Source organism: Cupriavidus sp. 09_S30, assembly GCF_056930435.1.
On sequence record NZ_JBXOWI010000001.1, the window covers coordinates 2,526,757 to 2,549,447 of the forward strand.

Below are 22,691 nucleotides of genomic sequence, written 5' to 3' on the forward strand. Positions count from 1 at the left end.
CCTTGCCCTGAACCCCGATATCCCAGACCCTACAAAACCCGGAGCCATCATGTTGAAGAACACCGACGACCTGCGCATTCGCGAACTCAAGGAACTGCTGCCGCCCGCGCACCTGATCCGTGAGTTCGCCTGCTCGGAAAAGGCCTCGGACGTGATCTACGGCGCGCGTCAGGCCATGCACCGCATCCTGCACGGCATGGACGACCGGCTGATCGTCATCATCGGCCCCTGCTCCATCCACGACACCCGCGCCGCGCTGGAATACGCCAAGCTGCTCAAGGAGCAGCGCGACCGCTTCGCCGGCGAGCTGGAGGTGGTGATGCGCGTGTACTTCGAGAAGCCGCGCACCACGGTTGGCTGGAAGGGCCTGATCAACGACCCGCACATGGATGGCAGCTTCAAGATCAACGACGGCCTGCGCATCGCGCGCGAGCTGCTGCTGAACATCAGTGAAATGGGCCTGCCGGCGGGCACCGAATACCTCGACATGATCAGCCCGCAGTACATCGCCGACCTGGTGAGCTGGGGCGCCATCGGCGCGCGCACGACCGAGTCGCAGGTACACCGCGAGCTGGCCTCGGGACTGTCCTGCCCGGTCGGCTTCAAGAACGGCACCGACGGCAACGTCAAGATCGCCGTGGATGCGATCAAGGCGGCTTCGCAGCCGCACCATTTCCTCTCGGTGACCAAGGGCGGCCACTCGGCGATCGTCTCCACCGCGGGCAACGAGGACTGCCACATCATCCTGCGCGGCGGCAAGGCGCCGAACTACGATGCCGCCAGCGTGCAGGAAGCCTGCGAGGCGATCGCCAAGTCCGGCTTGGCTGCGCGCCTGATGATCGATGCTTCTCACGCCAACAGCAGCAAGAAGCACCAGAACCAGATTGCGGTGTGCGAGGACATCGGCGGCCAGCTTGGCGCCGGCGACGAGCGCATCGTGGGCGTGATGGTGGAGTCCCACCTGATCGCCGGCCGCCAGGACCACGTCCAGGGCACGCCGATGGAGAACCTGACCTACGGCCAGTCGATCACCGATGCCTGCATCGGCTGGGAAGACTCCGTCAAGGTGCTGGAGACGCTGGCCAACGCCGTCAAGGCACGCCGCCTGGCAACGGGCAGCGGCAACTGACGCCGCCGCCGGCGGGGCGCCCGCGCAGACGGGCGGCCCGCCGGCGCGGTCCGGACGGCATGCACCTGCCCGGAAGCAAAAAAGCCGCCGCGCGGATTCGCGTGGCGGCTTTTTTGCTTGTCCGCGGCCTTCGCGGCGCGCCAGGGCACACCCTGAAGGCCGGAAGGCGGCTTACTTCTTCAGCACGAAATCGCCGGGCAGCGACTCGATGTAGGCAGCGATGTCCTGCAGTTCCTTGTGCGTGAAGGGACGCGGCTTGCCGGCCTTGTCCATCACGGCGGGGTTGGCATTGACCTGTCCGGCCATGATGGCGTTGGAGCGCCCGACCACCGGGTTGTTGGTCACCTGGTAGGCCATCAGCGCGTGGAACAGGTAGCTGGCATGCTGGCCGGCCAGCTTGGGATAGTCGGGGCTGATGGGGGACTTCAGGTCCGCGCCATGGCAGGCGGCGCAATTGCCCTTCTCGACCAGGACCTTGCCGGCGGCAATGTCGCCGGCAGCAGCGGCAGTACCCGCGGCGGCCAGCAGCAGCGAGAGCGAGAGCGTCTTGAACAGCTTCATGATCCGGAGTCCTCTCACTTCTGCGTGTTGTCGTGGGTGTCGAGCTTCTGCTGGGCGTAGTAGGCCGCCACATCGGCGATGTCCTGGTCGCTCAGCGTCGCGGCGATGCCACGCATGGTCGGGTGCTTGCGGTCGCCCTTCTGGTATTCCTTCAGCGCGTTCTCGATGTACTTGGCGCCTTGTCCCCCCAGAAACGGCACCTCATACACTTCGGGGAAGGACGTACGGTAGCCGGGAATGCCATGGCAGCCGATGCACATTGCGACCTTGTTCTTGGCGGCGTCCACATTGCCCTTGACTTCCTGGGCCTGCGCCGCCATTGCGGTAGCGCCCAGCACCACCACCGTGAGGAGCTTTTTCATTTTCGTACCGAATGGAAGTGTTAACTGTGCGTGACACCTGCCCGACCGGCCTGAAGCGGCTCCTGAACACTGCCCTGCCTGCCGTGTTCCTTGTCTCCTGCGTGAACGCGGCGGATTGCCAGGCAGCTTGCCTCGGGCGCTGGCGCGCTCGCGGCTGCTCTGGAACCATTTCTATTTCTTGATCGTCGCGTCCCGGTAGAGGCCGCAAAGTTAGTACCGCTCGCGGGCAGCCGGGGCGCGTAACACTGGACGTGGGGGCGCGTCAAACCGCCGCATTGTACAGCAGCCTGCACCCGAGCGTCCAGCGCGCGCCAAGCGCCATACGCGAATGGAAAAGCTCTTTTATACTGGCCCATTCCCGTCTGACGAATCGTCCGACGAATGCGGCAGCCGCGGACCCCGTCCGCCTGCCGATCGCGGTACCCGAGCCACTTCTTGCCTCTCTTTGCCACATGACCCAAACCCAAGCCAATCCGTCACAGTCGGCCCGTTTCGAGGGCAGTGAACACTATGTCGCCACCGATGACCTGAAGCTGGCCGTCAACGCCGCGCGCACGCTGCAGCGTCCGCTGCTGATCAAGGGCGAGCCCGGCACCGGCAAGACCATGCTGGCCGAAGAGGTGGCGGCGGCGCTGGGCCTGCCGCTGCTGCAGTGGCATATCAAGTCGACCACCAAGGCGCAGCAGGGCCTGTACGAATACGATGCGGTGTCGCGCCTGCGCGACTCCCAACTCGGCGACGACCGCGTGCACGACATCCGCAACTACATCGTCAAGGGCGTGCTGTGGCAGGCCTTCGATGCCGACGAGCAGGTGGTGCTGCTGATCGACGAGATCGACAAGGCCGACATCGAGTTCCCCAACGACCTGCTGCGCGAGCTCGACCGCATGGAGTTCTACGTCTACGAGACGCGCGAACTGGTGCGTGCCAAGAAGCGCCCGCTGGTGATCATCACCTCCAACAACGAGAAGGAGCTGCCCGACGCCTTCCTGCGCCGCTGCTTCTTCCACTACATCAAGTTCCCGGACGCCGACACCATGCAGCGCATCGTCGACGTGCACTACCCGGGCATCAAGCGCGAGCTGGTTGCCGCCGCGCTGCAGGCCTTCTACGAGATGCGCAACCTGCCGGGCCTGAAGAAGAAGCCGTCCACCTCCGAGCTGATCGACTGGCTCAAGCTGCTGATGGCCGAGGACATCCCGCCCGAGGCGCTGCACAGCCCGGACAAGAAGGCCGCGATCCCGCCGCTGCACGGCGCGCTGCTGAAGAACGAGCAGGACGTGCACCTGTTCGAGCGCCTGGTGTTCATGAACCGCGCCAACCGCTGAAGCGCGCCGCGCGCGCCATCCGCCCACCCCACCCCGCCCTGGCCATGACACGCTTCATCGAACCCGTCACGCTCGCCGGCCGGCACGCCATGCTGGAGCCGCTCACCCACGCCCACGAGGACGAGGTGAAGGCGGCCGCCGCCGACGGCGAGCTGTGGAAGCTCTGGTACACCTCGGTGCCCGCGCCCGAGCAGACCCGCGCCTGGATCGACACCGCGCTCGACATGCGCGACCGACTGGACGCAATGCCCTTCGTGATCCGCCAGATCGTCGACGGCCGGCCCGGCGCGGTGGTGGGCGCGACCCGCTTCTTCAATGTCGACCCGGTCAACCGCCGGCTCGAGATCGGCCACACCTGGCATGCGCAGCGCGTGCAGCGTACCGCCATCAATACCGAGTGCAAGCTGCTGCTGCTCACCCATGCCTTCGAGCACCTGCAGTGCATCGCGGTGGAGTTCCGCACGCACTGGATGAACCACCAGAGCCGCGCCGCCATCGCCCGCCTGGGTGCCAAGCAGGACGGCGTGCTGCGCAGCCACCAGCGCATGCCGGACGGCTCGCTGCGCGACACCGTGGTGTTCTCCATCATCGCCAGCGAATGGCTGACCGTGAAGCGCCACCTGCAGTACCGGCTGGAGCTGCCGCGCTAGCCCGCGGCCGCCCCCAGAGACAACCGAGAGCACCACCATGCTGATCGATTTCTTCTTCTCGCTGCGCCACGCCAAGCTGCCCGTCTCGGTCAAGGAGTACCTGACCATGCTGGAGGCGCTCAAGGCCGAGGTCATCTCGCCGTCCATCGACGACTTCTACTACCTGTCGCGCATGACGCTGGTCAAGGACGAGAAGCACTTCGACAAGTTCGACCAGACTTTCGCGGCCTACTTCAAGGGCGTGGAGAGCCTGGTCGACTGGAAGTCCGACATCCCGCTCGACTGGCTGCAGAAGACGCTGGAACGCGAGCTCTCCGACGAGGAAAAGGCCAAGATCGAGGCCATGGGTGGCCTCGACAAGCTGATGGAACGCCTCAAGCAACTGCTCGAGGAGCAGAAGGAAAAGCACGAGGGCGGCAACAAGTGGATCGGCACCGGCGGCACCTCGCCCTTCGGCCACGGCGGCTACAACCCCGAGGGCATCCGCATCGGCGGCCCGTCCAAGGGCAACCGCACCGCCATCAAGGTGTGGGAGACGCGCGCCTACAAGGACTATGACGACCAGGTCGAGCTGGGCACACGCAATATCAAGGTGGCGCTGCGCCGGCTGCGCCGCTTCGCACGTGAAGGCGCCGATACCGAACTGGATCTGGACGACACCATCCACTCCACCGCGGCCAATGCCGGCCTGCTCGACATCAAGCTGCGGCCCGAGCGCCACAACAAGGTCAAGGTGCTGATGCTGCTGGACGTGGGCGGCTCGATGGACGACCACATCAAGCGCGTGGAGGAACTGTTCTCCGCGACCAAGAGCGAGTTCAAGCACCTGGAGTACTACTACTTCCACAACTGCCTGTATGACTACGTGTGGAAGAACAACCGGCGCCGCCACGCCGAGAAGATCGCCACCTGGGACCTGATCCACAAGTACACGCCCGACTACAAGGTGATCTTCGTCGGCGACGCCACTATGAGCCCGTACGAGATCCTGCAGCCCGGCGGCTCGGTCGAGTACAACAACGCGGAAGCCGGTGCCGTCTGGCTGAACCGGATGATCGAGCAGTTTCCGCGCTTTGTCTGGCTGAATCCGGAGCCGGAGGGGCTGTGGCAGTATCGCCAGTCGATCTCGGTGATCAATCAGTTGATGAAGTCGCGGATGTATCCGGTTACGTTGGCGGGGTTGGAGCAGGCGATGAGGACGTTGTCGAAGTAGTTTTCTGGGGGTGCCATGCCCCGTCGCGAGGCGTGAGGTCTTGGTTCCCTCTCTCCATAGAGATTTGCGTTTGCTGATATCGCGTGACTTGGCGCATCACGCGATATCAGCAAAAGGCAGCAAATCGTGGCAACCAGCGCTCGCCCCCCTCACCCGCGCAACAACCCCTCCGGCAGCCCCCCACCCGGCCCTTGCGCGAACAGCGTCCGCGCCACGCGCTCAGCATCGAGACCAAAGCTCTCAGCCGCCGCAGCAGCGATCACCGCATCCAGCGAGGCGGTCGGCCGCAGATCGCGCCCCTGGTAAAGCGCCCCCTGCTCCAGCCCGGGCCAATCCGCCAGCACCCGTCCACCACGTACCGCACCACCCAGCAGCATGGCCGCCGCGCCAGTGCCGTGGTCGGTCCCGCCGGTGCCATTGGCCGCCGCCGTGCGGCCGAACTCGGTGGCCACCAGCACGGTAGTCCGCTCCCAGGCCACGCCCAGACCGTCACGCAAGGCCGCCACCATGGCATCGAGCGCCTTCAGGCGCGCGGCCAGCCGCTGCGCCTGGGCGCTGTGGGTATCCCAGCCGCCGGTCTCGATCATGGCGATGCGCGGACCGTCCGGCCTGGCAAGAAAGGAGGCTGCCAGCCGCCCGAGGCTGGCCGGGTCCTGGCGCGCGCCGGCGTCGCCGGCCAGGCCGCGTGCCTGCATCGCGGCCTGCCACAAGGGATGCAACTCGGCATCGCGCGCGTAGAGCTGCGACACGCGCAGCAGCAGGTCATCGGGCGCGGCCGGCAAGGCCGACGGCGCGTAGGAACTGACCGGCGCCGGGCCGCGCAATGCCGCCGGCACGGTCGGCGCAAAGGCGATGGCATCGTCGTCGCGGCGCGGCAGCATGCCGGCCAGCCGGTTCAGCCAGCCATCCTTGACCTGGTAAGGCGCGCTGCCGCCCGTTTCCAGTACGTTCTGGCCATCGAAATGCGATCGGTCGCGGTAGGGCGACGCCACCGCATGCAGGAGCAAGGCCTGCCCGGCCGCGTACATCCTGGCGGTCTCGGCCAGCGCGGGGTGCAGGGCGAAGGTGCCGTCCAGCCGCGCGGCCTGCGTGGCATCGATCGCCAGCGCGCCGCGCAGCCGGGCATAGCCGGGATCGGCGTAGGGAATCACCGTGTCCAGTCCGTCAGCCGCGCCGCGCTGGATCACGAAGACGAAGCGGCGCTCCGATTCCACACGGGCGAAGGCCATATGCGGCGCCACCAGCAGCGCGCCCGCGCCGGTGCCGGCGACGCAGAGAAATTGTCGGCGTGTCAGCATGGCTTCATCTCCGCAGGAAATCAGGTGAGACCAGCAACAGGGCCAGCGCGGTGGCTGGGCTTTCGGCACGCGCAACGGCCTCGCTGGTGGCGGGCGACAGCGTGCCGGGCAGCAGCAGCGGTGCCAGTTGGCGCGCGTCGAGCCGGTCGCCCACGCGGGCCGCGAAACGCTGCGCCAGCTCCACCCGCCGCACCAGCGCATCGGGCGCGGCCCAGCTCGCCGCGATGTCGTCGTAGCCGGCTGGCGAACCTGGGCGCCAGACAGGCTGCCCGAGCTGGGTCAGCAGCGGCGCGAACCGTTGCGTGCCCGGCTCGCGCAGGCCAAGCGCGCGCAGCGCGGACAGCGTCCAGTCCCAGGGGGTCTTGAACTTCGCCGGCGCGGGCGACCAGGCCTCGGGGGCGCGCACCAGTTCTCGATACATCGCGGGCAGCATGCCGCCGCTGCGCTGATAGGCGTCGGCCAGGCGCGCCACCAGCGCAGGCGGCGGATTGTCGGCGACGAAGTGGCGGGCGAGCTTGGCCGCCAGATGGCTGGCGGTGGCCGGCGCCAGCGCCAGGTCGCGCAGCACGGCGTGCGCCTGGCCCTCGCCGGGCTGCGCGTACTGCCTGCCCAGGATCACGCGCACGCCGGGCTCATGCAGGCGCGCGCGGAACACGAAGGCGCCCGGATCCCCGTCGTCGCGCGGCCCCAGCCCTGCGACGCTCCAGCCGGTCAGCGCGCGTGCGAATTCGGTCACGTCGCCCTGCTGGTAGCCGCTGCGCACGCCCAGCGTATGCAGCTCGAGGATTTCGCGCGCCAGGTTCTCGTTTAGGCCGGGTACCCGCTCCGCATTGCGCCGCTGGGCCTGCATCGCCGCGGCACTGTCGGGGCCGGCCGAGCGCACCTGGTCGAGAAAGAGCTGCATGGCGGGATGCTGCTCCACGGCCACCAGTATGTCCTCGAAGCGGCCCAGCACGTGGGGGCGGATCGCCTCGGCCTCGAAGGCGCCGGCCAGCGCCGCCACCGCCGGTTTTTCCACCGACACCGCGAAATGGTTGGACCAGAAATGCACCAGCCGCTCGGCAAAGGGCGCCGGCGTGACCAGCGCCGCTGCCACGCGCGCGTCGACGGCGCTGCGGTAGGACTCGCGCAGGCCCTGCTGCAAGGCCTGGCGTGCCGCCGCCTTGGCGTCGCCCTCGGCCGCGCGCACATCGCGCTGCTGCTGCGCGTAGCGGGCGGCCAGCGCGGCGCTGCCGGGCTGTGTCGTCCACGCCTGCGGGCGCGGCTCGAAGCGCTCGAGCTGTTCCAGCAGCCAGCCCTGGGGATCGGCGGGCGGCGCGTCGTCCGGGCGCGCACCCAGCCCGAAACGGTTGAGGGCAATGCCGGCCCTGGCGGCGCTTTCCATCATCTGTGAGGCTCCCCGCGCCGTGGCGCTGCGTGTCAGCAGAACAAGGCGACGCGCCGGGCATGATGTCCCGCGCGGTAGCCGCTGTGCTTCATTAAACGCGCCAGGCAGCGCTACGGCGGATACCCGAGGCGTTAAAACGATCGCGAATTTGTAAGGGGAAATTAGACGGTGGCCGGCAGCGGCGTCCTCGCCGGCGAGTGGTGCCTCAGGCCACCACGTCCACTCCTTCCATGACCCACTGGCGGAAGGTCTGCAGTGCCGGCAGGTGCTGCTTCTGCTCCGGGTAGCACAGGTAGTAGCCCTTCTTGCTCAGCACGCGGGCGGGATGCGCCACCACCAGCGCCCCGACGGCCAGTTCCTCCTCGATCAGGCAGCGCGGAATCAGCGCGATGCCCAGGCCCGATACGGCCGCCTGTGTCAGCAGGGAGAACTGGTCGAAGCGGGCCCCGCTCCAGGCCCCGCGAGAGTCGACCCCAAGCGCCGAGAGCCAGTCGGACCAGGCCTCCGGCACCGTGGTGTGGTGGAGCAAGGGATAGCGCAGCAGCGTCGCGGGCAAGCCCGCCACGCCGCCCGGCTCGCCGGCCAGCAGGCCGGGCCGGCACACCGGCAGCACCTCGCGGCCGATCATGTAGTCGGCCAGGCTGCCCGGCCAGATGCCATCGCCGAAGCGGATCGCCGCGTCCAGGTCGGGCCGCGAGAAATCGTAGCCCTGGACATGGGGCACGAACTCCAGCGTGACCTCGGGGTGGCGCGCAAAGAACTGCGGCAGCCGTGGAATCAGCCATTTCGCGCCCAGCGTGGGCAGGCTGGCGATATGCAGCGTGCCGCCCCGGCCCTGCCGGGCCATCAGCTCGACACTGGCGGCTTCGATTTCGTTCAGGCTGGGCAGCACGCGCTCCAGGTAACGCCGCCCGGCGTCGGTCAGCACCAGGCGCTGGCGCACGCGCTCGAACAGTTCGACACCCAGGAAGTGCTCCAGGCTGCGCACCTGCTTGCTGATCGCTCCCTGGGTGACGTGCAGGTCTTTCGCCGCCAAGGTGAAACTGCTGTGTCGCGCCGCCGCCTCGAAGGCCAGCAGTTCGGTCAGCGAGGGACATACACGCCGCATAACTCCGCCTACTTCACCACCAAATGGAATGAGCCTGGGATTTTATTTCGTTTGCATGCATCTTGCAGCGCCAAGCAGAATCCGAAACAACCCCCTTTTACTGACCAAGGATCCGTATGCAACGCCGCCACATGCTCCGCCTCCTCGCCACTGCCTCGGCCGCGCTCGCCGCCGGCGTGTCGCTGTCCGCCGCCGCGCAAGGCTACCCGACCCACCCGATCACGCTGGTCGTGCCCTTCCCGGCCGGCGGCACCACCGACATCGTGGCGCGCATCGTCGCCGACAAGCTCGGCCAGCAGCTCGGCCAGGCCGTGGTGGTGGATAACCGCGGCGGCGCCGGCGGCAGCATCGGTACGGCCTACCTGGCCAAGGCGGCGCCGGACGGCTACACGCTGGGCATCGCCACCGCCTCGACGCACGGCATCAACCCGGCCGTCTATCCGCGCCTCTCCTACGACGCCACCAAGGACTTCACCACCATCACCAACCTGGCCTCGGTGCCCAACGTGATGAGCATCAATCCGGCGGTCAAGGCCACCGACATGAAGTCCTTCATCGCGCTGGCCCAGTCGCAGCCCGGCAAGATCGCCTTCGGCTCCGCCGGCAATGGCAGCGTCTCGCACATGATGGGCGAACTGTTCATGATGAGCAGCAAGACGCAGCTGCTGCACGTGCCGTACAAGGGCGTCGGCCCGGCGCTGAACGACGCCCTGGCCAACCAGGTCCAGGTGCTGTTCGACAACCTGCCCTCCTCGCTGCCCTTCATCGAAGGCGGCAAGCTGCGCGCCCTGGCCGTGGCCTCGCCCAAGCGCGTGTCCGCCCTGCCCAATGTGCCGACCTTCGCCGAACTCGGCCTGCCGGAAGTCAACGACGCCGCCTGGTTCGGCCTGATCGCCCCGGCCAACCTGCCGGCCGATCTGCAGAACAAGTTGAGCGCCGCCACCATCAAGGTGCTGGCAATGCCTGAAGTGAAGGCTAAGCTGGAGAAACTAGGCGCTACGGCGGTAGGCAATACGCCGGCGCAGTTCGCCACCCAGATCAAGAACGAAGTGGCCAAGAACAAGCGCATCGCCGCCACCGCCAAGATCTCCCTGGACTAAGCCACGCCGCATCATGACCGAAGCAGACCGAAAGAACGCGGACAGCCCCTACTTCCTGCACCTGCCGGAAGGACAGAGCAGTCCGCTCTTTCTCGATTCACCGCATAGCGCCACCACCTACCCGGCGGACTTCCGGCCCGCCGCCGGGCTGCCCCTGCCGCTGCTGCGCCAGGCCGAGGACACCTTCGTCGACCAGCTCTACGCCGACGCCCCGGCGCGCGGCATCCCGCTGCTGTGCGCGGGCTTCCCGCGCAGCTACCTGGATGCCAACCGCAGCGTCGAGGAGATCGACGAGGTCCTGCTCGACGCGCCGTGGCCCGGCCCGAAGCAGGAAACCTCGAAGACCCGGCTGGGCAAGGGCCTGGTCTGGCGCGTGCTCGACACCGGCGAAGCGATCTACGACCGCAAGCTGAGCGTGGCCGAAGTGCAGGCACGCATCGAGCACTGCTACCTGCCCTACTATGCGCAGCTGCAGAAGCTGTCGGAACATGCAGTGGCCAGCCACGGCAGCGCATGGCACATCAATTGCCACTCGATGCCGAGCCAGGCCGCGCAGTACGCCACCGAGCACCCGGGCCTGCAACACCCCGACTTCGTGGTCGGCGACCGCGACGGCACCACCTGCGACACCCGCTTCACCGACCGCGTGGAAGGCGTGCTGAAGGACATGGGCTATGACGTCTGGCGCAACCACCCCTACAAGGGCGTGGAAATCGTGCGCGTGGTCGGCCAGCCGCAGGCCGGCCGCCACAGCCTGCAGCTCGAGATCAACCGCAAGCTGTACATGGACGAAGTCGGCCTGGTACCGAACGAGGGCTTCGACAAGCTCAAGCGCGATCTGAACACCCTGCTCGACGAACTGCTGCGCTTCGTCAAGGCTGCGCCCTCGCGCGTGCTGGGCTAAGGCACCAGCCGCACCAGCCGCCCATCCGCTGCCCGCGCACCCACCGCGCGGCGCCAGCGATGGGTGGTCCGCGGCGCTCCGGCGGCGCCGCTCCTCCCCTCTCCGCCTTGCCGCCTGCGGCACGCTCCGCACGAAGGCAAACGCATCTTGACGGCCCGGCTACCGGCCGCGGCATGCGACCGCGCACCCTCGCGCTTGCCCGCATGTGACGATCGCAGCATCGAAGACGGCGTTACGCCTTGACGCAAATTCAGGAACTTTGCCGCCGTGCTTTCCTCTATCATGGCATTCCTTTGCCAACCCCCCCTTTGCCAAACGAGCAAGACGATCCCGTGATCCGACGAATTTCCCAGTTGATCGGCGGCCGGCTTTCCACGCTGGCCGCGGCAGTGGCAGGCGCCATTGCCCTGGTGGGCTGTGCAGTGCCGCCGGACCAGAATGCCGCGGCCGCAGACCAGGCCGCCAGCACCAGCGGCGCCGTCCCCACGCAGAATGCCCGCACGGCTGCAGCCAGCGCGAGCCCCGCCAACGGAAGCCCCGCTACGGCGGCCGCGAAAGCGCAGACCGAACCGACCAAGACCATTACCCTGCCCGAGCGCGGCCACGTCAGCCTGGCCGAGTACCGCGCGCAGATGCGCGACCAGCTGATGAAGAGCGAGAACGCCGCGCCCGACGTGGCCGACTGCGCGGCGCACGCAAGCTGGGTCGTGCCGCGCTCGACCCGCTTCGACGCACTGAAGATCCCCACCGGTGCGCTCGGCGCCGACCAGGCCACCACCGAGCCCTGGACCGGCCGCTTCTCCCAGGGCAAGCAGGCCGTGCCCGTGACCTCGGTCGTGACCTTCCAGGCCACGGCCCACAAGCGCAGTCGCGGGGAAGATTGGGAGTCGGTCAAGGTGCGCTGCGGCTATGCCGACGGCATGATGCTGGCCTACGAGCTGCTGGACAGCAGCGGCACGGCCATTGCCGATGCCGGCGCGGCGCCGGCGGCATCGGCGGCGAGTTCAGGACGTCACCATGCCCATCGCGGCGGGAAGGCGGCCAACTCGAAGGCAAGCGCATCGAAGTCCACCAAGTCATCGACCGCCAAGTCCAGCACCAAGTCGTCCGCCAACAGCGGCGGCACTGCCAAGAGCAAGTCGAGCAAGAAGAAGGCGCAGTAACCGCCGCAATGCCGGCCGCAATACGGGCCGCAGTACCGGCCGGCGGGATGCCGGGGCCCCGGCCGGCTCTGGCCGCCGGCCCCCGGCCCGCGCTTCAGCCGAGTTGCGCCAGCACGGCCTGCAGCATGGCCGCGCCCAGCAGCGCGCTGCGCGCGCCATTCCAGCCGGTCACGGCGTCGGGCAGGTCGGCATTGTCCTTGAAGGGCATTTCCAAGGTCAGCGACAGGCAGCCGAAGGTATGGCCGATGTATTTCGAGGCCAGCTTGAGGGCATCGGCGTTGTACTTGCCTGCCGGGTAGCCGTGCGCGTCCTGGAAATCCGGCGAGGCACGCTTGAACTCGGCGATGAAGCGCGCCTGCGCCTGGCGCTGCGCCTCGCTGAAGCTCGGCAACATCTCGCTGCCGGCGACGAAGTTATAGGGCAGCACCTCGTCGCCATGGATGTCGAAGAACATATCGCAGCCGCTTGCCTCGATGGCGCGCAGCACGCGGTAGACCTCGGGACTGTCCTCCAGGCTGGGGGCCATCCACTCGCGGTTCAGGTTGGCGCCGGCGGCATTGGTGCGCAGGTTGCCGCGCGCGGCGCCGTCCGGGTTCATGTTCGGCACGATGTGGAAGACCGCGCGGGCCAGCAGTTCCCGCGCCACGGGATCCCCCGCCCACTGGCCGGTGCCGGTCAGCCGCTGCAGCACGCCTTCACAGAACCACTCGGCCATGGTCTCGCCGGGGTGCTGGCGCGCGATCATCCAGATGGTCTTCTTGCCCGGCCCCGGCGCGCCGACCGTCACCAGCGTCATGTCGCGCCCCTCCACGCTGCTGCCGAGGTGGCGCAGCCGCGCCTGCGGCGAACGCTGGCAACTGGCCACCAGCGCCAGGTGGCGCTCTTCCGGATAGGGCTCGAAGTAGGCCAGCCAGACGCTGTCGTGCGCCGGCGTGAATTCGATCACCAGTTCGCCGTCCTGATAGCGGGTAGGCACGCGGAACCAGTTGGCGCGGTCATACGAGGCCACCGCGTGGTAATCGCTCCAGCCCCCGGGATAGGTGCAGTCGCCGGCATTGAGCAGGCGCAGCGTGCACGCCTGCCCGGCCGCGCCCTGCAGCCGGAAGTGGAACCACTGGCGAAACTCGGCGTGCGAATCGGACCGGATGCGCAGCCGGATATCGTCGGCGCTGTCCAGCGACTCGACTTCGATCGCACCCGAGTCGAAGTTGGAGGAGATATGCAGGGCTTGGGTCATGGCCTTCCTTGAGAGTGCGCGCACCTGTCTGGGCTGGATTGCATTGGATCGGGCCCCGCTCGCGCGGCGCCCGTCGCATCACGCCTCGATGCGTCGGCGGAACACCCAACGGACATCGTCCGAGGCCGCCGGCTCGAAGGCGTAGCCATCCTCGGCGAATGTCTTCAGCTTAGCCGCCTCCGTCACCCGATGCGTCACCGCGAAGCGCGCCATGGTGCCGCGCGCCCGTTTGGCGTGGAAGGAAATGATCTTGTAGCGGCCGCCCTTCCAGTCCTCGAACACCGGCGTCACCACCTTCGCGGCCAGCACCTTCGGGCGCACAGACTTGAAGTACTCCTCGGAGGCCAGGTTCACCAGCACCGGCGCCCCCTCGTGCTTGAGCGCGCGCATGTCGGCATTCAGCATCTCGGTGATGTCGTCGCCCCAGAAGGTGTAGAGATCCTTGCCCGCCGCATTGTCCAGCCGCGTGCCCATTTCCAGCCGGTAGGGCTGCATCCGGTCGAGCGGCCGCAGCAGGCCGTACAGGCCCGACAGGATGCGCACATGCTTCTGCGCGAAGGCCAGGTCCTCGTCGCTCAGGCTGGCGGCGTCGAAACCCTCGTAGACGTCGCCGTTGAAGGCCAGCACCGCCTGCTTGCTGTTGTCCGCGGTGAATGCCGGCGACCACTCCGCGTAGCGGGTGGCGTTGAGCACGGCCAGCTTGTCGGAGATGTCCATCAACGCACCGATATCCTGCGGCGCCAGCTTGCGCAGCCGCTCGATCAATTGCGCCGAACGCTCGATAAAGCGCGGCAAGGTATGGGTTTTCAGGCGCGCCGGCGTCTCGTAATCGAGGGACTTGGCGGGAGACAAGACGATGAGCATGGCAAAATCGCGGCTGTGGGCTGATTGCAGCCCGAACACAAAGTCCCGATTGTAGCGAATGCCAAGCGTCCTCACCGCCGCCCCCGACACCCCGGAAGTGTCTGCAACCGCACCCCGCGTGGTGCTCGATTCGAATATCTGGGTTGACCTGCTGGTCTTCCGCGACCCTAGAGTCGAACCCATCCGCCAGGCGCTGGAGCGCGGCACCATTGCGACGGTGATCCGCGCCGACTGCCGTGAGGAACTGCGCCGGGTGCTGCACTATCCGCAATTCACCCGCTTCGCGGTCGACAACGCCGCCGCGCTGGCGGTGGTCGATGGCTTCGCCACGCTGCTGCCCCAGCCGGAAGCGGAAGCCGCGGGCGCCGTGAAGCTGCCGCGCTGCAAGGACGGCGACGACCAGAAGTTCATCGAGCTGGCCCATTTCGCCGGGGCGGCCTGCCTGGTCTCGAAGGACAAGGCGGTGCTGAAGCTGGCGAGCCGACTGCGCCGCATCAGCCAGGTCCAGGTGCTGGCGCCGCCGGCCTTCCCGGCCTGGCTGGCCGGTTGGGAAGGCTGCACCGATCCCCGCTAGAATGTCGGGTCAACGGCCCGCCGCCACCAGGGCGGGCGCCGCTGCGGCAACCGCCTCGCGGCCACCTTCTCAACGACCCGCGCCACCATGTCCGCCGACCCGAGCCTGATCCCGCCGACGCCGCTGCCTCCGCTGGCCCCGCCGCCCTCCCGACTGCCGCAGGTCGGCACCACGATCTTCACCGTGATGTCGGCGCTGGCCGCCGAGAAGAACGCCGTCAACCTGGGCCAGGGCTTCCCCGACTTCGACTGCGACCCGCGCATCGTCGACGCCGTCACCCAGGCCATGCGCGCGGGCTGGAACCAGTATCCGCCGATGGCGGGCGTGCCCGCACTGCGCCAGGCTATCGCCGCCAAGATCGGCAAGCTATACGGCCACGCCTACGACTGGGACAGCGAGATCACCGTAACCGCCGGCGCCACCCAGGGCCTGCTGACGGCCATCCTGTGCGCGGTACACCCGGGCGACGAGGTGATCGTGCTCGAGCCCTGCTACGACAGCTATATTCCCGCCATCGAGCTGGCCGGCGGCAAGGTGGTGCCGGTCACGCTGGAGGCGCCCGACTTCGCCATCCCCTTCGACCGGCTGGCCGCCGCCATCACGCCGCGCACGCGGATGATCCTGATCAACACGCCGCACAACCCGACCGGCACGATCTGGCGCGCGCGCGACATGGACCGGCTGGCCGAACTGCTGGCCGGCACCGACATCCTGCTGCTGTCCGACGAGGTCTACGAGCACATGGTCTACGACGGCCAGGTGCACCAGTCGGTGGCACGTCATCCCGAACTGGCGCGGCGCAGCTTCGTCGTCTCCAGCTTCGGCAAGACCTATCACGTGACCGGCTGGAAGGTGGGCTATGTAGCGGCGCCGCGCGCGCTCTCCGCCGAGTTCCGCAAGGTGCACCAGTTCAACGTGTTCACGGTCAACACGCCGATGCAGTACGGCCTCGCCGCCTACATGGCCGATCCGGCGCCCTACCTGGAACTGTCCGCCTTCTACCAGGCCAAGCGCGACCTCTTCCGCGCCGGGCTGGCCGGCACCCGCTTCAAGCTGCTGCCCTCGGACGGCACCTATTTCCAGTGCGTGGACTACAGCGCCATCTCCGATATGAGCGAGGCGGACTTCGCCATGTGGCTGACGGGCGAGATCGGCGTGGCGGCCATCCCGGTCTCCGCCTTCTACTCCCAGCCGCGCGAATCCGGCGTGGTGCGTTTCTGCTTCGCCAAGAAGGAAGAAACGCTGGCGCTGGCGCTGGCGCGGCTGAAGACGCTCTGAGCCTGGCCAGTCCAAGCTAATCCAGGAGCGGGCGGTCAGTCGTCCCGCGTCAGCACTTCCAGCAGCTCGATCTCGAAGATCAGGTTCGAGTTGGGGCGGATATGCTCGCCGACCTGGCGCTCCCCGTAGGCCAGGTGCGCCGGCACGAACAGGCGGCGCTTGCCGCCGACCTTCATGCCCATCAGGCCCAGGTCCCAGCCCTTGATCACGCGGCCGGTGCCGATCACGCACTGGAACGGCTTGCCGCGAGAGTAGGAGGAATCGAACACGGTGCCGTCCTCCAGCGTGCCCTGGTACTGCGTGGTGATCAAGGCACCCTTGACCACCGCCTTGCCCTCGCCTGCCTGCAGGTCTTCGATCCGTAGTTCCATGCTCATTCCGGGGTGTCCTTGCCTGCTGCCGACAGGCAGCGCAAACGTGAAAAGCGCGTAGTGTAGCGCGCTGGAACCGCGGGGATGCGCCAACACCTTCGGCCAAGCATAGTGTCCTGGCTCCCTCTCCCCTCACGGGGAGAGGGTTGGGGAGAGGGGTGGTCTAGCAAGGCGCCACGAACAACGAAGCCATCGGTGTTGTCCATGTAGTGGTCCAATGATCTTGGACACCTCAAAAGGTAGACTTTCGGTCAACCAGTGAGGTGTAAATGGGACGTAAAGATTTCTCGGACGAGTTCAAGTCAGATGCGGTCAATCTGGTCTTGGAGCAGGGCTACAGCGTCAGTAAGGCCGCGCAGGCGCTAGGCATTGGCGAGACGGCACTGCGCCGCTGGCTGGGCCAGCGGCAAGCCAAGGCCAAACCGGCGCAGAGCCAGGTCACGAGTGATCTGACCCCGGAGCAGCGCCGCATCCGGGAGTTGGAGCAGCAGGTGGCGCAGTTGGAGCGGGAGCGTGACATCCTAAAAAAGTCCACGGCCTTCTTCGTCAAGGAACTCGATCGCCATACGAAGTGATTTGGCTGATGGAGAAGGCGTGGCCGGTCGCAGTGATGTGCACGCTGCTGGGAATGCCGCGTAGCAGCTACTACGCGTGGAAGGCCAGAAGGGATCGACCGCGTGCCCAGCGTCAGGCGCTGGTGCACGAGGTCAGGGTGATCCATCAAGCCAGCGGGCAAAGCTACGGTAGTCGTCGGATGGCGCAGGAGCTGCGGCGACGCGGCCACGACATCGGCCGGCACCGGGCGCGCGGGCTGATGAAGGAAGCCGAGGTCGTCGTACGCGCTCGGCGCCGGCATTACTACAGCAAGGGCGGCACATCGTCGGCCATCGCGCCAAACCGGCTCAATCGCCAGTTCGAGGTGGCTCGGCCCAATCGGGTCTGGGCTGGGGATGTGACATTTATCTGGACCCAGCAAGGCTGGCTCTACCTTGCCGTTGTGATTGACCTGTACTCACGGCGCGTGGTGGGCTGGGCCTTTTCGTCTTCGGCTGACACGCGCCTGGTGAGTCGGGCGCTGAGGCTGGCGCTGGAGAGCCGACGCCCCGACAAAGGGCTCATGTTCCACTCGGATCAGGGCAGTCAGTACTCCAGTCTCGCATTCCAGGCGATGCTGCACGACGAGGGCATTACCCCCAGCATGAGCCGAGCCGGCAACTGCTGGGATACTCAATCCAAAATACGCTTCGAACGTCGGACCGATCTGACCCGTGCTGGGATTGGCCGAACTGCCTTGGCGTTGACCTGTCGATCGGGTTCCGGCGTTCCCCGAGCATTGCCGGGCCCAACGTTTGTGACCTGATAGGAGCCTTGTCCTGCACCGTGAGTGTCCTGTCCTGCGAGTGGGGTTGGCGATGTGCCCACTACAACGGAAAACACGCATGGAACAAGACGAAGTGATTCTGGGTGTCGACACGCATTTGGATAAGCATGTTGGGGCGGTGATCAGCGGCACGGGCAAGCTCCTCGGCACGCAGTCGGTATCGGCCGACACCAATGGCTATCTCAATCTTCTCACCTGGGCGAGCTCGTTCGGACGCTTGTGCCGCGCTGGAGTCGAAGGGACCGGCACCTATGGGGCTGGCCTGGCCCGCGTGCTACGCGATCATGAGATCGAGGTACTGGAAGTCAATCGTCCTGACCGGGCGGCGCGCCGATCTCGCGGGAAGTCTGATCCCACCGACGCGGAAAATGCCGCGCGAGCGGTCCTCGCCGGGAAAGCATCGGCGATTCCCAAAGAGCAGTCCGGAGCAGCCGAAGCGATGCGAGCGGTCTCTGTTGCTCGTCGCAGCGCCGTCAAAGCCAAGACGCAGGCAATCAATCAGTTGCGGGCATTGCTCGTGAGCGCGCCGCAGGACATCCGAGAACGTCTTCTGAAGACGAAGACGGCGGAATGCGTTGCGAGCTGTGCACGGCTACGCTCGTTGGGCGACACACCGATGTTGCAAACGCTGGCGACCACGCTGCGCTTGCTGGCAAAGCGCTATCTCGCGCTGGTGGAAGAGCTCAAGACGCTTGATACCATGCTCGAACGCCTAACCCTCCAGCATGCCAGGCGGCTTCGTGACCGATTCGGCGTTGGACCTCAAACGGCGGCAGTACTTGTTGCCGTTGCGGGCGACAATCCCGAACGCCTGAAAAGCGAGGCAGCGCTCGCGGCGCTTTGCGGCACGAGCCCATTGCAGGCATCCTCTGGAAAAACGGTCCGGCATCGCCTGAATCGTGGTGGCGACCGCGCTGCAAACAACGCCTTATGGACCATTGCCATGGTACGCATGCGCAGCGATCCACGAACACGGGCGTACGTCGAGCGGCGGACCAAGGAAGGCATGTCGAACAAGGAAATTCATCGCTGTCTGAAACGCTATATCGTCAGGGAGCTGTACCCGCTCATTCTGGCCGACCTAGCCGATTCAGCCTGCGCCACTTGACATAGGAGCGTCAACGCAGTGGTGGAGCGGTTTTTCTGCTCACTGAAGGGCGAACGCATACGGGACCGGGCCTACCGCGACCATGCTCAGGCCCAGGCGGACATCACGGACTACGTGCTGTTCTTCTACAACCAGCAGCGATTGCACTCGGCGGCGATGAACATGCCGCCGGCCGAGTACGAGGCTTTCAAACGAAGGGCTGCCTGAAAAAGTGACCAAGATTACTTGACCACCACACCAGCACGTCGCCGCAAAGACGAAGCCGCCGGTGTTGTCCAGCGCGTCACCACAAAGACGAAGCCGTCGGTCTTATTCTGCCCGTCGCCGCAGCCAGCGCCCGCCCTCTCCCCCGGCCCCTCTCCCGCAAGCGGGAGAGGGGAGCGAACAGAGCGCAGATCGAGGGCCCACGCACTGCCCTGCGGATTGCCACTGCCCGCAGCGCCCCGTTCGTCAATTCCCCGCTCAGATCCCAAGCTGCCGCGCCGCCAGGTCCTTCATGATCTCCTCCGAGCCGCCGCCTATCATCATCACCTTGACCTCGCGGTAGATGCGCTCGCTGCAGGTACCGCGCATGAAGCCCATGCCGCCCAGGATCTGCACGGCCTGGTCGGCGCAGAACTGCATCGCGCGCGTCGCTTCGACCTTGGCCATGCAGGTCAGCGCCACCAGCTGCGCGGTGTCGCCGCACTGGTGCTGCAAGCGCCAGGCGAGGTCGTAGACCAGGTTGCGCGCGGTCTGCACGCGCAGAGCCATGTCGACCAGCTTGTGGCGGATCACCTGGCGCTGCGACAGCGGCTCGCCGAAGGTGCGCCGCTCGCGCGCCCAGGCCAGCGCCTCTTCCAGGCAGCAGGCGGCGTAGCCATAGGCCAGCGCGCTCATACTGAGGCGCTCGGCGTTGAAGTTGCGCATGATCAGCGGGAAGCCGCGGTTCTCCTCGCCCACCAGGTTGGCCGCCGGCACGCGGCAGTTGTCGAAATGCAGGTGTGCGGTGTCGGAGGCCAGCCAGCCCATCTTGCGCAGCGGGGTGCGCGTCAGCCCTGCCGTGTCACCGTCGACCAGCAGCAGCGACACGCCGCCCGCCCCCTTGTTGGACGGATCGGTGCGGACCGCCACGGTGAGAAAGTCGGCGCGCACGCCCGAGGTGATGAAGGTCTTCTCGCCGTTGACGATGTAGTGATCGCCATCGCGCACGGCCGTCGTGCGCAGGCTGGCCACATCGGAACCGCCGCCGGGCTCGGTGATGGCGAGGGCGGCGATCTTGTGGCCGGCGATCACCGCCGGCAGCACTCTCTGCTTGAGCGCGGCGCTGCCCGCGGCAGCCACCGGCGGCATGCCGATCGAATGCGAGAACAGCGAGGCCTGCACCCCGCCGGAGCCGGCCCGGGCGAACTCCTCGGCCAGCACCAGGTGGTGGAAGATGTCGCAGGGCGTGCCACCGTACGCCTCGTCGTAGCCGAGGCCCAGCAGGCCCATCTCGGCGGCGCGCCGGTACAGCTCGCGCGGAAAGGTGCCGGCCTCGTCCCAGTCGTTGACGTGCGGCACGATCTCATTGTTCACGAAGGTGCGCAGCGCGTGGCGGAAGGCCTCGTGTTCCGGGGTGAAGTAGTGCGGCGACGGCGGCAGTTCGATCAGGTCCATCGGTGGTCTCGTAGGCGGATGGGGAAGGCGGGATGCAATGCACCATACGGCCCGCCGCACCGCCCTGTCTTGCGCGAAGTGGTCGCGGCGGGCCGCGTCACCGCACTTCGCCCCTCTTTCACCCTCTTTCACCCTCTTTCACCCTCTTTCACCCTCTTTCGCCCCGCGCCGCCTCCCCCGACAGCCAGTTCGCGCAAGCCGCAGCAGCAAGCGGCCGCTAACCTAGCCTCGCGACTCCCGGGCAACGTGCGCCGGGCGCAACCGAACAGGGGGAAACCGATATGAACGCCGTCTCCAGGCCGGGCACGATCGGCGCGGCGCTGACGCGCGCGCGGCAGCAGTGGCCAGAGCGTGACGCCTATCTTTGCCGCGGGCGGCACTGGACCTTCGAAGCGGTCGGTGCCAGCGCGGACCGTATCGCCGAAGGCCTGCTGGACATGGGCCTGGCGCGCGGCGATCGCATCGGCGTGATCGGGCTCAACCATGTCGAATGGCTGCTGCTGTTCTTTGCCGCCGCGCGCATCGGCGTGGTGGTGGTGGGCCTGAGCGTGCGCTACCGCGATAACGAGATCGCGCACATGGTGGCCGACAGCGGCGTCAAGGCGGTCTTCACCGTGCCTGACCTGGAAGGTTTCGATTTCATCGGCATGCTAGAGCGCCTCGCTCCGCAGCTGCCGACGCTGCAGCATGTGGCGATACTGGACGCGCCGGACGCAGCGGACAGCCGAGACGTCGCGGCGCCGGCCGGGCGCGTCACGCTGTCGGCGCTGGCGCGCACCGCGCCGCAGCCGGGCCGGCTGACCCGGGCCGCGGCCGACGTCAGCCCCGATGACCTGGCCATGGTGATCTACACCTCGGGCACCACCGGCAAACCCAAGGGCGCGGGCCTGACCCACCGCTCACTGCTGGCCTCGGCCGGCGCGCAGGTGGCGCACGTGCGCACGGTGCCCGGCGACCACCTGCAGCTGGCGATGCCGCTGAACCATGTCGGTGGCATCACCTGCGGCGTGCTGAACTTCCTGCTCGGCGGCGGCACGCTCGAACTGGTGCCGGTCTTCAAGGCCGATCTGGTGCTGGAATTGATGCGGCGGCATCCGCCGACGCTGTTCTCCGGCGTGCCGACCATGGCCACGCTGCTGCTGAACCACCCTGCTTCGGCCGGCGTCGACCTCAGCCGCGTGCGGCTGGTGGTGGTAGGCGGCTCTACAGTCGACAGCGTCCTGCTGGAACAGTTGCAGCAGCGCATGCCGCAGGCCACCGTGATGAACCTCTATGGCTTGTCCGAATCCTCGGGCGCGATCGTGATGACGCCCTGGCAGGCGGCGCGCGAGGATGTGATGGCATCCATCGGCCGCGTCTTCGACGGCTGCGAAGTGCGCGTGGTTGCGCCCCACGGCGAGCCGGCGGCGCCGGGCGAGGTGGGCGAGCTGTGGTTCCGGGGACCGGGCGTTGCGCCCGGCTATGTCGGCGCTGCCGCCGCTGCCGCCGGCTTCGATGGCGACGGCTGGCTGCACAGCGGCGACCTCGGCTACCTGGACGCGCGCGGCTACATTTTCCTCAAGGGCCGCATGAAGGACATGTATATCCAGGGTGGCTTCAACGTCTACCCGGCCGAGGTCGAGGGCGTCATCGCGCGCCACCCCGACGTGCTGATGGTGGCCGGTATCGGCGTGCCGGACCCGGTGCTGGGCGAGGTGGGACGCTACTACATCGTGCCGCGGCCAGGCAGCGCGTTGCGCGCCGAGGACATTCGTGCCTATTGCAGCGAACACCTGGCCGACTACAAGGTGCCGAGGCAGGTCGTCATGCGAGACGATCTGCCGATGACGCCGGCCGGCAAGATCCACAAGGCGGCGCTGCGGGCCGCATCCGACTGAGGCAGTCGCGGGCGCCTGGCGCGGGCAGCGCGTGCCCCGCCCTCGCCCGGCGCCCGTGGCACCGAAGGCGCTAGTATCCCGCCTCAAAATTAATGGGATGCCGACCACCTACGAATCAATGACTTACGTAGCACTTGGTGAGACGATACGGCATGCAAAT

At 67.2% G+C, this 22,691-nt stretch carries 22 protein-coding genes and 1 pseudogene; 14 read left to right on the plus strand and 9 right to left on the minus strand.

Features of this window, described 5'->3' with window-relative positions; translation table 11 throughout:
• Positions 1-49 precede the first annotated feature (49 nt).
• Positions 50-1,129 carry a 3-deoxy-7-phosphoheptulonate synthase AroG gene (aroG, locus tag AC1Z3O_RS11850; protein ID WP_483515914.1) on the plus strand — a complete coding sequence of 360 codons (1,080 nt, stop codon included), beginning with the start codon at positions 50-52 and terminating at the stop codon, positions 1,127-1,129.
• A gap of 171 nt (positions 1,130-1,300) precedes the next feature.
• Here aroG and AC1Z3O_RS11855 read toward each other — a convergent pair whose 3' ends face one another.
• Positions 1,301-1,690 (minus strand): c-type cytochrome, encoded by a 390-nt coding sequence (locus AC1Z3O_RS11855; RefSeq protein ID WP_483515915.1) that lies wholly within the window; start codon positions 1,688-1,690, stop codon positions 1,301-1,303.
• 14 nt (positions 1,691-1,704) lie between these two features.
• The gene (locus AC1Z3O_RS11860; protein WP_483515916.1) at positions 1,705-2,052 is read right to left on the minus strand and encodes a c-type cytochrome; all 348 of its coding nucleotides are present in this window, start codon (positions 2,050-2,052) and stop codon (positions 1,705-1,707) included.
• 452 nt (positions 2,053-2,504) lie between these two features.
• Here AC1Z3O_RS11860 and AC1Z3O_RS11865 point away from each other — a divergent pair, with 452 nt between their 5' ends.
• From AC1Z3O_RS11865 to AC1Z3O_RS11875, 3 genes are read left to right on the plus strand one after another with little or no spacing between them, the layout of a single operon-like run.
• The gene (locus AC1Z3O_RS11865; RefSeq protein ID WP_483515917.1) at positions 2,505-3,380 is read left to right on the plus strand and encodes an AAA family ATPase; all 876 of its coding nucleotides are present in this window, start codon (positions 2,505-2,507) and stop codon (positions 3,378-3,380) included.
• A 44-nt stretch (positions 3,381-3,424) separates the two neighbouring features.
• Complete coding sequence (locus tag AC1Z3O_RS11870) at positions 3,425-4,030, plus strand: GNAT family N-acetyltransferase (RefSeq protein ID WP_483515918.1); 606 nt, start codon at positions 3,425-3,427, stop codon at positions 4,028-4,030.
• Positions 4,031-4,067: 37 nt separating this feature from the next.
• Positions 4,068-5,243: a vWA domain-containing protein gene (locus AC1Z3O_RS11875; protein ID WP_483515919.1), complete on the plus strand. Its 1,176-nt coding sequence runs from the start codon at positions 4,068-4,070 to the stop codon at positions 5,241-5,243.
• Between the two features lie 149 nt (positions 5,244-5,392).
• Here the strand turns inward: AC1Z3O_RS11875 and AC1Z3O_RS11880 are convergent, their stop codons facing one another.
• From AC1Z3O_RS11880 to AC1Z3O_RS11890, 3 genes are all read right to left on the minus strand, one after another.
• Complete coding sequence (locus AC1Z3O_RS11880; RefSeq protein ID WP_483515920.1) at positions 5,393-6,541, minus strand: DUF1501 domain-containing protein; 1,149 nt, start codon at positions 6,539-6,541, stop codon at positions 5,393-5,395.
• Positions 6,542-6,545: 4 nt separating this feature from the next.
• A complete protein-coding gene (locus AC1Z3O_RS11885; protein ID WP_483515921.1) occupies positions 6,546-7,928 on the minus strand; it encodes a DUF1800 domain-containing protein in 1,383 nt (460 codons plus the stop codon).
• Positions 7,929-8,133: 205 nt separating this feature from the next.
• Positions 8,134-9,036, minus strand: a complete 903-nt coding sequence (locus tag AC1Z3O_RS11890; RefSeq protein ID WP_483515922.1) for a LysR family transcriptional regulator — start codon at positions 9,034-9,036, stop codon at positions 8,134-8,136.
• A 116-nt stretch (positions 9,037-9,152) separates the two neighbouring features.
• Here AC1Z3O_RS11890 and AC1Z3O_RS11895 point away from each other — a divergent pair, with 116 nt between their 5' ends.
• From AC1Z3O_RS11895 to AC1Z3O_RS11905, 3 genes are all read left to right on the plus strand, one after another.
• Complete coding sequence (locus AC1Z3O_RS11895) at positions 9,153-10,136, plus strand: Bug family tripartite tricarboxylate transporter substrate binding protein (RefSeq protein WP_483515923.1); 984 nt, start codon at positions 9,153-9,155, stop codon at positions 10,134-10,136.
• Positions 10,137-10,149: 13 nt separating this feature from the next.
• Complete coding sequence (locus AC1Z3O_RS11900) at positions 10,150-11,040, plus strand: N-formylglutamate amidohydrolase (protein WP_483515924.1); 891 nt, start codon at positions 10,150-10,152, stop codon at positions 11,038-11,040.
• Between the two features lie 332 nt (positions 11,041-11,372).
• On the plus strand, positions 11,373-12,203 hold the full coding sequence (locus tag AC1Z3O_RS11905; protein ID WP_483515925.1) for a BspC domain-containing protein: 831 nt from the start codon (positions 11,373-11,375) through the stop codon (positions 12,201-12,203).
• Positions 12,204-12,297: 94 nt separating this feature from the next.
• Here the strand turns inward: AC1Z3O_RS11905 and AC1Z3O_RS11910 are convergent, their stop codons facing one another.
• Together AC1Z3O_RS11910 and yaaA are read right to left on the minus strand one after the other, a co-directional pair.
• Positions 12,298-13,440 (minus strand): M14 family metallopeptidase, encoded by a 1,143-nt coding sequence (locus AC1Z3O_RS11910; RefSeq protein WP_483515926.1) that lies wholly within the window; start codon positions 13,438-13,440, stop codon positions 12,298-12,300.
• Between the two features lie 78 nt (positions 13,441-13,518).
• Complete coding sequence (gene yaaA, locus AC1Z3O_RS11915; RefSeq protein WP_483515927.1) at positions 13,519-14,304, minus strand: peroxide stress protein YaaA; 786 nt, start codon at positions 14,302-14,304, stop codon at positions 13,519-13,521.
• A gap of 58 nt (positions 14,305-14,362) precedes the next feature.
• Between yaaA and AC1Z3O_RS11920 the strand changes: the two genes are divergently transcribed.
• Positions 14,363-14,878, plus strand: a complete 516-nt coding sequence (locus AC1Z3O_RS11920) for a putative toxin-antitoxin system toxin component, PIN family (RefSeq protein WP_483515928.1) — start codon at positions 14,363-14,365, stop codon at positions 14,876-14,878.
• Positions 14,879-14,965: 87 nt separating this feature from the next.
• Positions 14,966-16,156 carry a pyridoxal phosphate-dependent aminotransferase gene (locus AC1Z3O_RS11925; RefSeq protein ID WP_483515929.1) on the plus strand — a complete coding sequence of 397 codons (1,191 nt, stop codon included), beginning with the start codon at positions 14,966-14,968 and terminating at the stop codon, positions 16,154-16,156.
• A gap of 35 nt (positions 16,157-16,191) precedes the next feature.
• Here AC1Z3O_RS11925 and AC1Z3O_RS11930 read toward each other — a convergent pair whose 3' ends face one another.
• Entirely contained in the window at positions 16,192-16,533 is a 342-nt protein-coding gene (locus tag AC1Z3O_RS11930) for an FKBP-type peptidyl-prolyl cis-trans isomerase (protein WP_483515930.1), read from the minus strand.
• Positions 16,534-16,796: 263 nt separating this feature from the next.
• Between AC1Z3O_RS11930 and AC1Z3O_RS11935 the strand changes: the two genes are divergently transcribed.
• The 4 genes and pseudogenes from AC1Z3O_RS11935 to AC1Z3O_RS11950 all read left to right on the plus strand — a co-directional run.
• A complete protein-coding gene (locus tag AC1Z3O_RS11935; RefSeq protein ID WP_483514964.1) occupies positions 16,797-17,102 on the plus strand; it encodes a transposase in 306 nt (101 codons plus the stop codon).
• Between the two features lie 8 nt (positions 17,103-17,110).
• Positions 17,111-17,887: an IS3 family transposase gene (locus tag AC1Z3O_RS11940; protein ID WP_483514962.1), complete on the plus strand. Its 777-nt coding sequence runs from the start codon at positions 17,111-17,113 to the stop codon at positions 17,885-17,887.
• Between the two features lie 79 nt (positions 17,888-17,966).
• On the plus strand, positions 17,967-19,016 hold the full coding sequence (locus AC1Z3O_RS11945; protein WP_483514960.1) for an IS110 family RNA-guided transposase: 1,050 nt from the start codon (positions 17,967-17,969) through the stop codon (positions 19,014-19,016).
• Between the two features lie 12 nt (positions 19,017-19,028).
• Positions 19,029-19,223 (plus strand): annotated as a pseudogene (locus AC1Z3O_RS11950) (IS3 family transposase); the annotation flags it as partial.
• A gap of 255 nt (positions 19,224-19,478) precedes the next feature.
• Here the strand turns inward: AC1Z3O_RS11950 and AC1Z3O_RS11955 are convergent.
• Complete coding sequence (locus AC1Z3O_RS11955; protein ID WP_483515931.1) at positions 19,479-20,654, minus strand: acyl-CoA dehydrogenase family protein; 1,176 nt, start codon at positions 20,652-20,654, stop codon at positions 19,479-19,481.
• Positions 20,655-20,935: 281 nt separating this feature from the next.
• Here AC1Z3O_RS11955 and AC1Z3O_RS11960 point away from each other — a divergent pair, with 281 nt between their 5' ends.
• Positions 20,936-22,531, plus strand: a complete 1,596-nt coding sequence (locus AC1Z3O_RS11960; protein WP_483515932.1) for a class I adenylate-forming enzyme family protein — start codon at positions 20,936-20,938, stop codon at positions 22,529-22,531.
• Positions 22,532-22,691: the final 160 nt, after the last annotated feature.

What these genes read in the sequence shown, in the direction of transcription:
- aroG (WP_483515914.1), top strand. Translation starts at nt 50, where the DNA reads ATGTTGAAGAACACCGACGACCTGCGCATTCGCGAACTCAAGGAACTG.
- AC1Z3O_RS11855 (WP_483515915.1), bottom strand. Translation starts at nt 1,690, where the DNA reads ATGAAGCTGTTCAAGACGCTCTCGCTCTCGCTGCTGCTGGCCGCCGCG.
- AC1Z3O_RS11860 (WP_483515916.1), bottom strand. Translation starts at nt 2,052, where the DNA reads ATGAAAAAGCTCCTCACGGTGGTGGTGCTGGGCGCTACCGCAATGGCG.
- AC1Z3O_RS11865 (WP_483515917.1), top strand. Translation starts at nt 2,505, where the DNA reads ATGACCCAAACCCAAGCCAATCCGTCACAGTCGGCCCGTTTCGAGGGC.
- AC1Z3O_RS11870 (WP_483515918.1), top strand. Translation starts at nt 3,425, where the DNA reads ATGACACGCTTCATCGAACCCGTCACGCTCGCCGGCCGGCACGCCATG.
- AC1Z3O_RS11875 (WP_483515919.1), top strand. Translation starts at nt 4,068, where the DNA reads ATGCTGATCGATTTCTTCTTCTCGCTGCGCCACGCCAAGCTGCCCGTC.
- AC1Z3O_RS11880 (WP_483515920.1), bottom strand. Translation starts at nt 6,541, where the DNA reads ATGCTGACACGCCGACAATTTCTCTGCGTCGCCGGCACCGGCGCGGGC.
- AC1Z3O_RS11885 (WP_483515921.1), bottom strand. Translation starts at nt 7,928, where the DNA reads ATGATGGAAAGCGCCGCCAGGGCCGGCATTGCCCTCAACCGTTTCGGG.
- AC1Z3O_RS11890 (WP_483515922.1), bottom strand. Translation starts at nt 9,036, where the DNA reads ATGCGGCGTGTATGTCCCTCGCTGACCGAACTGCTGGCCTTCGAGGCG.
- AC1Z3O_RS11895 (WP_483515923.1), top strand. Translation starts at nt 9,153, where the DNA reads ATGCAACGCCGCCACATGCTCCGCCTCCTCGCCACTGCCTCGGCCGCG.
- AC1Z3O_RS11900 (WP_483515924.1), top strand. Translation starts at nt 10,150, where the DNA reads ATGACCGAAGCAGACCGAAAGAACGCGGACAGCCCCTACTTCCTGCAC.
- AC1Z3O_RS11910 (WP_483515926.1), bottom strand. Translation starts at nt 13,440, where the DNA reads ATGACCCAAGCCCTGCATATCTCCTCCAACTTCGACTCGGGTGCGATC.
- yaaA (WP_483515927.1), bottom strand. Translation starts at nt 14,304, where the DNA reads ATGCTCATCGTCTTGTCTCCCGCCAAGTCCCTCGATTACGAGACGCCG.
- AC1Z3O_RS11920 (WP_483515928.1), top strand. Translation starts at nt 14,363, where the DNA reads ATGCCAAGCGTCCTCACCGCCGCCCCCGACACCCCGGAAGTGTCTGCA.
- AC1Z3O_RS11925 (WP_483515929.1), top strand. Translation starts at nt 14,966, where the DNA reads ATGTCCGCCGACCCGAGCCTGATCCCGCCGACGCCGCTGCCTCCGCTG.
- AC1Z3O_RS11930 (WP_483515930.1), bottom strand. Translation starts at nt 16,533, where the DNA reads ATGAGCATGGAACTACGGATCGAAGACCTGCAGGCAGGCGAGGGCAAG.
- AC1Z3O_RS11935 (WP_483514964.1), top strand. Translation starts at nt 16,797, where the DNA reads ATGGGACGTAAAGATTTCTCGGACGAGTTCAAGTCAGATGCGGTCAAT.
- AC1Z3O_RS11940 (WP_483514962.1), top strand. Translation starts at nt 17,111, where the DNA reads ATGGAGAAGGCGTGGCCGGTCGCAGTGATGTGCACGCTGCTGGGAATG.
- AC1Z3O_RS11945 (WP_483514960.1), top strand. Translation starts at nt 17,967, where the DNA reads ATGGAACAAGACGAAGTGATTCTGGGTGTCGACACGCATTTGGATAAG.
- AC1Z3O_RS11955 (WP_483515931.1), bottom strand. Translation starts at nt 20,654, where the DNA reads ATGGACCTGATCGAACTGCCGCCGTCGCCGCACTACTTCACCCCGGAA.
- AC1Z3O_RS11960 (WP_483515932.1), top strand. Translation starts at nt 20,936, where the DNA reads ATGAACGCCGTCTCCAGGCCGGGCACGATCGGCGCGGCGCTGACGCGC.